At 68.3% G+C, this 9,596-nt stretch carries 5 protein-coding genes and 3 pseudogenes; 6 read left to right on the top strand and 2 right to left on the bottom strand.

The annotated features are described in order from the left end of the window. From pyrE to IQ216_RS07830, 3 genes are all read left to right on the top strand, one after another. On the top strand, window positions 1-662 hold a 662-nt coding region (gene pyrE / locus IQ216_RS07840), incomplete at its 5' end, for an orotate phosphoribosyltransferase (RefSeq protein WP_193815038.1). A gap of 42 nt (window positions 663-704) precedes the next feature. After that, the gene (locus tag IQ216_RS07835; protein WP_186696778.1) at window positions 705-920 is read left to right on the top strand and encodes a DUF3136 domain-containing protein; all 216 of its coding nucleotides are present in this window, start codon (window positions 705-707) and stop codon (window positions 918-920) included. A gap of 65 nt (window positions 921-985) precedes the next feature. After that, entirely contained in the window at window positions 986-4,138 is a 3,153-nt protein-coding gene (locus tag IQ216_RS07830) for an efflux RND transporter permease subunit (protein ID WP_193815037.1), read from the top strand. Window positions 4,139-4,315: 177 nt separating this feature from the next. Here the strand turns inward: IQ216_RS07830 and IQ216_RS14725 are convergent. Beyond that, window positions 4,316-4,594, bottom strand: a pseudogene (locus tag IQ216_RS14725) (ion channel); the annotation flags it as partial. Between the two features lie 508 nt (window positions 4,595-5,102). Continuing rightward, window positions 5,103-5,879: an SDR family NAD(P)-dependent oxidoreductase gene (locus IQ216_RS07820; protein ID WP_193815036.1), complete on the bottom strand. Its 777-nt coding sequence runs from the start codon at window positions 5,877-5,879 to the stop codon at window positions 5,103-5,105. Window positions 5,880-5,931: 52 nt separating this feature from the next. On the opposite strand from IQ216_RS07820, the pseudogene IQ216_RS14720 reads away from it, so the two are divergent. From IQ216_RS14720 to zwf, 3 genes and pseudogenes are all read left to right on the top strand, one after another. After that, a pseudogene (locus IQ216_RS14720) lies at window positions 5,932-6,471 on the top strand (DUF389 domain-containing protein); the annotation flags it as partial. 492 nt (window positions 6,472-6,963) lie between these two features. Continuing rightward, window positions 6,964-7,878: pseudogene (locus IQ216_RS07810) on the top strand (ferredoxin-NADP reductase); the annotation flags it as partial. 122 nt (window positions 7,879-8,000) lie between these two features. Next, entirely contained in the window at window positions 8,001-9,524 is a 1,524-nt protein-coding gene (gene zwf, locus IQ216_RS07805) for a glucose-6-phosphate dehydrogenase (protein WP_193815035.1), read from the top strand. Window positions 9,525-9,596 lie beyond the last annotated feature (72 nt).

The following is a 9,596-nucleotide window of genomic DNA, read 5'->3' as shown; positions in this document are numbered from 1 at the left end:
GCACGCTGCAGGCCTCCCCCCCGGGTCCCAATCCCGCCGACGCCGCTGATCTCGATGCCCTGATCGTGGAGTTGTTCGACATCGGCTGCCTGCTGTTCGGCGACTACGTGCAGGCCTCAGGGGCGGTGTTCAACTACTACATCGATCTGCGCCAGATCATCTCCGACCCCAACCTCTTTCATCGGGTGCTGCATGCCTATGCGGGCCGCATGGAGGAGCTGGCCTTCGATCGCATCGCCGGCATTCCCTACGGCTCCCTGCCCACGGCCACGGGTCTGTCGCTACTGCTGCACAAGCCCCTCATCTATCCGCGCAAGGAGGTGAAGGCCCACGGTGCCAGGCGGCTGATCGAGGGCGACTTCGAGGAGGGGGATCTGGTGGTGGTGGTGGACGACATCCTGATCACCGGCAACAGCGTGCTGGCGGGCATCGCCAAGCTGGAGAGTTCCGGGCTGCAGGTGCAGGATGTGGTGGTGTTCATCGACCACGGCGGCGACCACGACCGCCGGGCCAAGCAGCGCCTGGCGGCAGCCGGCTACAACTGCCATGCCGTGCTGGGCATCGACACGATCACGGCGGTGCTGCACCGCTCCGGACGCCTCACCGACACCCAGGCCAGCCTGCTGCTGCCCGGGGCCGGGGCGGGAGCTGTCGGCCCGTAGGCTGAAAGTGCGTCCCTGCTACACCCGGACGCCCCCTCCGCCATGAGCAGCAGCACAGGCCTCACGATCGGGGAGCTCGAGGCCAATTACTCGCTGTACTGCAAAGCCCTGCGCCGGCTGCTGCAGGAAGGCCGCAGCCGCACCGCCATCGAGCGCACCGTGTGCTGGAGCCGCCTGGCCCAGCTGCACCTCTGCCTGCCCAGCCGCTACAAGGCTCCGGACTACCTCTGCGTCGTGCTCAAGCGCGATCTCGCCTAGAACAGCGCGAGTCTGGGCGGCCCTGATCGGGCTCCCCCCTTCCCTAGAGCCAGCCAGAAGCCTGCGTGAAGTCGATCTCGGATCCGTTTCTCCGCCGGCCGGTGCTGACCCTGGTGATCAGCCTGCTGGTGCTGCTGAGCGGCCTGGTGAGCCTGCCGGGGCTCCAGATTGAAAACCTGCCGGCGATCGCCCCCGGGCGGGTGTCGGTGAGCACGAGCTATCCCGGCGCCAGCCCCGAGGTGGTGGAGCAGGGGGTGACCACCCTGCTGGAGAAGCAGCTCAACGGCCTGGAGCGCCTCGATCAGATCCGCTCCACCAGCTCTGCCGGCAGCAGCAGCATCACCCTCAGCTTCGAGGGCGGCGACCCCGAGATCAACCAGATCAACGCCCAGAACGAGGCGGCGGTGGTGAACCCGCGGCTGCCGCCCCAGGTGGCCCGCTTCGGGGTGCAGGTGCGGCGCAGCTCCGACGATCTGCTGATGGTGCTGAGCTTCAGCGCCGAGCCGGGCACCTACGACCAGATCTTCCTCAGCGGCTGGGTGGAGCAGGTGGTGATCGATCGCCTGCAGCGGGTGTCCGGCGTCGGCGAGGCGCGGCTGTTCGGGGGCAGTCCCCTGGCCTTCCGGCTCTGGCTCGATCCGGCCCGGCTGAACCAGCTGGGGCTCACGATCACCGATGTGCGCGATGCCCTCGAGGAGCAGAACGTGCTGGCCGCCCTGGGCCAGGCCGGCGAGGCGCCCTCCCCCGACGACCAGATGCTCACCCTGCCCCTGCGCATGGAGGGCCGCCTGCGCAGCGTGCAGGAGTTCGAAAACCTGGTGGTGGCCCCCACCGATGAGGGCGGCGTGACCCTGCTGCGTGACGTGGGCCGCGTCACCCTGGGCAGTGAGGACTACGGCGCCATCGCCACCAACCTGCAGGGCCGCCCCACCGTGGCCATGGGCATCTTCCAGCGGGATGGCAGCAATGCCCTGGAGGTGAGCGCCGGCATCACCGCGGCCCTCGACGAGATCAGCGAAAGCCTGCCGCCAGGCCTCGATTTCCAGGTGATCATCGATGAGGCTGAAACCGTTCAGCAGAACATCGACCGCACCATCACGAGCCTGCGGGATGCGGTGCTGSTCGTGTTCSTCGCCTTGCTGCTGGGCCTGGGCAACAGCCGTCTGGCCCTGATCTCCGCCCTGGCGGTGCCCGTGGCCCTGGTGGGGGCCCTCACCGTGCTGCGGCTCACGGACAGCTCGATCAACACCCTCACCCTGTTCGGCATGGTGCTGGCCACCGGCCTGGTGGTGGACGACGCCATCGTGGTGAGCGAGGACATCGGCCGCCGCATGGAGCGCGGCCAGCCGCCCCAGCAGGCGGCCCGCGAGGCGATGGCGGAGCTGGGTGGTGCTGTGGTGGCCACCTCCCTGGTGCTGATCGCGGTGTTCCTGCCGGTGCTCACCCTGGGGGGCAGCACCGGCCGGCTGTTTGCGCCGATCGGCCTCACGATCGGCGCCACGATCGTGTTCTCCACCTTCAACGCCCTCACCTTCACACCGGTGGCGGCCAGCCGGCTGCTCAAGGCCCAGGGCCAGGAGGCCCGCTGGCTGCTGCGCCTGATCGATCCGCCGCGGCGGGCGCTCGAATCCCTGGAGGGGCCCTATGACCGCTGGCTCACCCGGGCCCTGGGCTGGCGCCGGCGCATCGTGGCCCTGCTGCTGGTGGGCCTGGTGGTGACGGCCTTCGCCTATCAGCAGCGCCCCAAGGCCTTCATTCCCCAGGAGGACGGCAGCCAGCTGCGCGGCATCGTGGTGCTGCCCGATGGCATGGCCCTGCAGCGCACCCAAGACGTGATGGAGCAGGTGCGCCAGGTGGTGGCCGGTGTGCCCCAGATCGTGACGGGCAACTTCTATGCCGGCCGCTCCTTCGGCGACAGCAGCCCCAACAAGGGCATCTTCTTCCTGCGCCTCAAGCCGGTGGAGGAGCGCCCCGGGCGGGAGCAAACCCCGGCGGCCCTGGCGGGCCAGCTCAACCGCGAGCTTGCCGGCCGCATCGACAACGCCCAGGTGGTGGTGATCGAGGCCCCCACGGTGCGGGGCTTCGGCAGCGAGGGCGGCATCGAACTCGACCTGCTGGACACCAGCGGCGGGCGGCTGAGCCTGAGTGCCTTCCAGGAGGCGGCCCAGGCCTTCATCGACGCCGCCCAGGCCAGTGGCGATTTCGAGCGGGTGGACACCCGCTTCCGGGCCGATGCCCCCCTGGTGCGGCTGGAGCCCGATCGCCTGCAGCTGGCCTCCCTGGGTGTGGACCTAGAGGAGGTGGTGGAGGTGCTCGGCGCCAGCTTCGGCAGTGAGTACGTGAACGACAGCTTCGAGGGCGATCGCATCCGCCGCGTGATCGTGCAGCTGGAGGGCTCCGAGCGCCGCAATGTGCAGGACGTGCTCGCCCTGCAGGTGCGCGGCCGCGATGACACCCTCGTGCCCCTGGCCCAGGTGGTGCGGGTGGAGCGGAGCACCGGCCCCACGGTGATCAACCACACCCGGCTGGTGCGCTCGATCGCCATCCGCGCCCAGGCCCGGGCCGGGGTGAGCACCGGCCAGGCGATGGACCGGCTGCTGCAGGTGCGCCGCGAGCTGGGCAGCACCGCCACCGACCTGGAATGGGCTGGCCTGGCCCGGGAGGAGGCCCGCGCCGGCGGCGCCAACGAGGGGGTGTTCCTGCTGGCGGTGCTGGTGATGCTGCTGGTGCTGGCGGGGCTCTACGAGAACTTCATCGACCCGATGATCATCCTGGTGACGGTGCCCCTGGGGCTGCTCGGGGGCCTGGCCGGCCTGGCGATCCGCGACCTGCCCCTGGATGTCTATGGCCGCGTGGGGCTGCTGGTGCTGGTGAGCCTGGCGGCCAAGAACGGCATCCTGATCGTGGAGTTCGCCAACCAGCGCCTGGCCGCCGGCCTGCCCCTGGAGGAGGCGATCCACGGCGCCGCGGTGGCCCGTCTGCGACCGATCCTGCTCACGGCGATTTCCTCGCTGGCGGGCTTCCTGCCGCTGCTGTTCGCCAGCGGCGCCGGAGCGGCCAGCCGCACCAGCATCGGCACCGTGGTGTTCGCCGGCTTGCTGGTGGCCACAGTGCTGAGCCTGTTCGTGGTTCCGGTGGTGTACCGGATTGTCAAGGGCTGGGAGCTGGGCCGCGCCGGGCCGCTCAATCCCGMCACCGAAGCMGMMAGCTMMGGCTGAGTCCCCCTCCGGGGGGCCGTTGTCTGGCGGGGGGTCCGCCGCTGGCGGCTGTTTTGGCGACGACAGCCTGAGCCTGGGTTTGGGGAACTGGGGCGCCTGCACCGAAGGGAGCACTGGCTCCTGGGTGATGGCCGACTCAGCATCCTGAAGTGATTCTCTGGCAGAGAATCGACTCACGAGTAGACCCATCACCGCTGCAATGTAGAAGGTGCCCACAATTGCCAGGCTCACGCTGATCATCTGGGCTACAGGCGTGAGTGGTGTGATGTCGCCATACCCCGCGGTGGTGAGGCTCACGAAAGCGAAATAATTGAGTCGCACGAAGTTGACACTCCATACCGGGTAGACATCTGCTTCGCTGGTGACGACCGAAGCTGTGAAGTCGACGTTGCTGAAACTGTTTGGTTGGATCGTTTCCAGCGCCGCACAGATCAGGCCACCAGCGAGGCCAAGCATGAGATAGCCCGCCACGCAGCCTCGCAACACATCATTTCCAACCCTACGCTCAAGCGCTACACCCCGTATGAGCCGCGTCGCACTCCAAAGGCTGAACAACGCCCACAGGATCAGCAATGGCAGCCCCGACTCTCGAAGCTGCACTGGCGTGAGGTACCACATAACGCTGGAGCCGAGGGCTCCCCAGCCCAGCAACTTGAACAGCCGCCGCGATGTTGCGCCGAAGCGCAACTGCTCCACGGGATCCCCTAGACCAAAGATCATCACCAATCCAAGCGCTATGTAGCCCGCGGAAGACAATCGATACCAGGGTGGTGGCAGAGCGAGGCAGGCCATCACTTGAAGGCAGATAGCGAGCAGTAGCTTGTAGGTGAGGTGCAGCCGCAGCCGTGGAAAGCGCTGGCGCATCGGAATGGCGTTGGGGAGAGCCTTCATAGAACACCCGAGCTGTTGCCACCGCCACAGCCGGTGCTGCGATGGCGGCCTTGATGTGGCGGCGAGGCCTGACTCAGGAGCCGCTTTCCAGCAGGCAGTTCACCGCCAGCTCAAACGGCACCGCCGAGGCCGGCAGAGCGAGCAGGTGGGCCACCGTGGCGGCCAGATCCTCCGGCTGGGTCATGGCCTGCTTGTCGATGCTGCTCACGGCAGCGGCCATGGCGGTGTTCACCCAGCCAGGGCAGAGGGCGGTGACGCGGATGCCCGACTCCCAGCCCTCGTTGCGCATCGCCTGGCAGAGACCCAGCAGGGCGAACTTGCTCACCCCGTAGGCGGCCAGGCGGCCTTTCACCCGCTTGCCGCTCATCGACACCAGCATCACCAGCCGCCCGTCGCCGCAGGCCTGCAGCTGGGGCCAGGCGGCGCGGCCCAGACGCCAGGGGCCCATCAGGTTCACATCCAGCAGGCGGGCGATCTCGGCCTCCTCGCCCGGGCTGTAGCAAACCCTGGCCCGCGACAGGATGCCCGCGCTCGGCACCAGGGCCTCCACCCCGCCCCAGCGCTCGGCCGTGGCGGCCACCCAGGTCTCAGCGCTGTTGGGCTGATCCGGGGCGGCCAGGGCTTCATAGGGGTGGATCGACAGGCTGGCTGCGTCTTCGCTCCAGCCCAGCTGCTGCAACCTGTGCCGCAGGGCCGCCGGATCGCGGACCCCCAGGCTGAGCCGGTGTCCCTCAGCCAGCAGGTTCAGGGCCACCGCCAGGCCGATGCCGCGGCTGGCCCCGCTCACCATCACCGTGCGCTGGGTGAGGGGGCGCGACGCTCCNNNGGNNTNGGAGGGGGCTGAGGCCATGGAGGAGGACATCCCGGAGGACCAATCCTCCCCGAGCCGCAGAAGCTGAAGGATGATGGGCTGCTGGCCCTGCCTGCCCATGGCGTCTGTTGTTCCTGCCGCCGTTCTGCCGGCGGCCCTGCTCACCCGGCAGTTCCGCGCCGAGGCCAGCCTGGATCAGGAGTTCGTGGTGCTCACCATGGCCTCCAGCCTGATCGCCAGTCTCGGCCTGCTGGCCAACAGCGCCGCCGTGGTGATCGGCGCGATGTTGATCGCCCCCTGGATCCTGCCCCTGCGGGCCACGGCCTTCGCGATCCTGCAGGGCCGGCTGCCGCTGGTGGGGCGGGGATTGCTCACCCTGGCCATCGGCGTCGCCACCACCGTGGTGCTGTCGGCCGGCCTGGGGCTGATCGTGGGGTTGCCGGTGTTCGGCTCCGAGGTGATCGGCCGCACCAGTCCGAATCTGCTGGACCTGGCCATCGCCATCGTGGCCGGGGCCATCGCCACCTACGCCAAGGTGCGGGTCAAGGCGGTGGGCTCGCTGGCCGGCACCGCCATCGCCGTGGCCCTGGTGCCGCCGGTGTGTGTGTTCGGGTTGCTGGTGGCGGCCGGCGAATGGCAGCGGGCCCAGGGGGCAGGGCTGCTGTTCGCCGCCAACCTGCTGGGAATCCTCAGCGGCGCCTTGGTGACCCTGGGGATCACCCGGCCGGAACTGCGTCAGCGGCTGCTGCAGAGTCGGCTGGGTTTCGTGAGCCTGCTGCTCACCGGCCTGTTGCTGGTGCCCCTCAGCACCAGCTTCGTGGGCCTGATCGGCCAGGCCAGGCGCCAGGCCTCCCTCAACCGGGTGGAAGTGGCGATCGCCGAGAGCCTGCGCACTGAAACCATCACCCTGGGCCAGGATTCCGAGCTGGTGGGCATCAGCATCGACTGGGAGCAGAACCCGCCCCTGATTCGCGCTTCGGTGCGGGTGAGCAAGCCCAACCTGCCCACGCCCGAGCAGGTGGCAGCCGTGCAGGACTTCATCAACGCGCGCCAGACGATCCGCTACCGGCTGCTGGTGCAGCGCACCTCCATCGATGTGATCGGCCCGGAGACCGCCCCCAACCCCTCGAAACCAGCTGCCGTGTCCCACGCCGCCGTCCCGGTCAACCTCTACAAGCCCAAGGATCCGTTCGTCGGCACCGTCACCGAGAACTACAGCCTGCTGGCCGAAGGAGCCATCGGCCGGGTGAACCACATCACCYTCGACCYGGCGGGCGGCGATCCCCAGCTCCATTACGTGGAGGGCCAGAGCATCGGCATCATTCCCGACGGCACCGATGCCAAGGGCAAGCCCCACAAGCTCCGCCTCTACTCGATCGCCAGCACCCGCCACGGCGACAACATGGAGGCCCATACCGTGTCGCTGTGCGTGCGCCAGCTCCAGTACGAGCTGGACGGCGCCACCATCAACGGCGTCTGCTCCTCCTTCCTGTGTGACATCGACCCCGGGGCCAAGGTGAGAATCACCGGTCCGGTGGGCAAGGAGATGCTCCTGCCTGAGGATGAGGAGGCCAACGTGATCATGCTGGCCACCGGCACCGGCATCGCGCCGATGCGTGCCTACCTGCGCCGCATGTTCGAGCCGGCTGAGCGGGAGAAGAACGGCTGGCATTTCCGCGGCAAGGCCTGGCTGTTCATGGGCGTGCCCACCACCCCCAACCTGCTCTACGACGCCGACTTCGAGCACTACCTGAGCCAGTTCCCCGACAACTTCCGCTACACCAAGGCGATCAGCCGCGAGCAGAAGAACAGCAGGGATGGCCGCATGTACATCCAGGACCGGGTTCTGGAGCATGCCGATGAGATCTTCACCATGATCGAAGATCCCAAGACCCACGTGTACATGTGCGGTCTGCGCGGCATGGAGCCGGGCATCGACGAGGCCATGACCACCGCTGCCGCCGCCAAGGGCATCGACTGGAGCGAGCTGAGGCCCCAGCTCAAGAAGGCCGACCGCTGGCACGTGGAAACCTACTGACGTCGCTGCCCGCCAACCGGCGGGCTTTTTTTCGTGTTCGCTCACAGAGCGGATCACAAAGGCTCCGCTGGGCTGGGCTTTGACGCTGGCGCCGTTAAACCAGAGGGATCACTGGGTGCTCCATGGCCGCCGTTCTCACCAATCCGCTGCGGGTCGGCCTGCGCCAGGAGCGGGTCATCGCCCCCCAGATCATCGTGATCTTCGGGGCCAGCGGTGATCTCACCCACCGCAAGCTGATCCCGGCCCTGTTCGAGCTGCACCGCCAGCGGCGCCTGCCCAGTGAGTTCGCCGTGCTCGGCTGCGCCCGCCGCCCCTGGAGCGACGAGGAGTTTCGCTCACGCATGGCCAGCTCCCTCAGCGACGTGATCGCCGAGGACCCCGTCGCCTGGGAGAACTTCGCCGCCGGCCTGTTCTATGAGTCGGCCGACCTCTCCAACCCCGCCACGATCGTGACCATGGGGGAGCGGCTCGAAGCGATCAACCGGATGCGGGCCACCCGGGGCAACCGCACCTTCTATCTCTCCGTATCGCCCGCCTTCTACGGCAGCGGCACCCGCGCCCTGGCCGCCGCCGGCCTGCTCAGCGACAGCGAGCGCAGCCGCGTGGTGATCGAGAAGCCCTTCGGCACCGACTACCCCAGCGCCCAGGAGCTGAACCGGGTGGTGCTGAGCTGCGCCAAGGAGAAACAGATCTTCCGGATCGACCACTACCTGGGCAAGGAGACCGTTCAGAACATCCTGGTGCTGCGCTTCGCCAACACCATCTTCGAGCCGATCTGGAACCGCAACTACATCGCCAACGTGCAGATCACGGCCGCTGAAACCGTGGGGGTGGAAGAGCGGGCCGGCTACTACGAGACCTCAGGCGCCCTGCGGGACATGGTGCAGAACCACCTCACCCAGATGCTGGCGCTCACCACCATGGAGCCGCCTGGCCGCTTCGACGCCGAGGCGATCCGCAACGAGAAGGCCAAGGTGCTGCAGGCCGCCCACCTGGCCCATGAGGATGAGCCCTGGAAGTGCTGCGTGCGCGGCCAGTACAGCGCCGGTGGCAGCCGCAGCAGTCCGATTCAGGGCTACCGCGAGGAGCAGGGTGTGGATCCGAACAGCACCACCGAGACCTACGTGGCCATGAAGCTGTTCATCAACAACTGGCGCTGGCAGGGGGTGCCCTTCTACCTGCGCACGGGCAAGCGCCTGCCCAAACGGCTCTCCGAAGTGGTGCTCACCTTCCGCAAGGCTCCGGTGCACCTGTTCGATGCCGCCGGCGGCGCCCCCACCCCCAACCAGCTGATCCTGAGGATCCAGCCCGACGAGGGCGCCGAGATCAAGTTCGAGGTGAAGTCTCCGGGCTCCGGCATGCGCAGCCGCCCGGTGGACATGGCCTTCAGCTACGACGAGTCCTTCGGCGAGCCGAGTGATGAGGGCTACGTGCGCCTGCTCGCCGACGCCATGCTGGGGGAGCCCACCCTGTTCACCCGCAGCGACGAAGTGGAAGCCGCCTGGAGGCTCTACACCCCGCTGATCAAATTGATCGAGGATGCGCCCTGGCAACTGCCGGTGCAGCCCTACGAGGCCCGCACCTGGGGTCCGGCCGCCGCCGACAACCTGCTGGCCGAGGACGACCTGGTGTGGCGCCGCCCCTGAGCCCCACCCCCCGCTCAGCTGCGCCTCGCCTGTGACAGCTCCCGTTTCAGCCTCCACCGCCACCTGCTGATG

This window comes from Cyanobium sp. LEGE 06143, from assembly GCF_015207535.1.
Taxonomy (GTDB): domain Bacteria; phylum Cyanobacteriota; class Cyanobacteriia; order PCC-6307; family Cyanobiaceae; genus NIES-981.
This window is presented reverse-complemented; position numbering and strand designations above follow the sequence as displayed.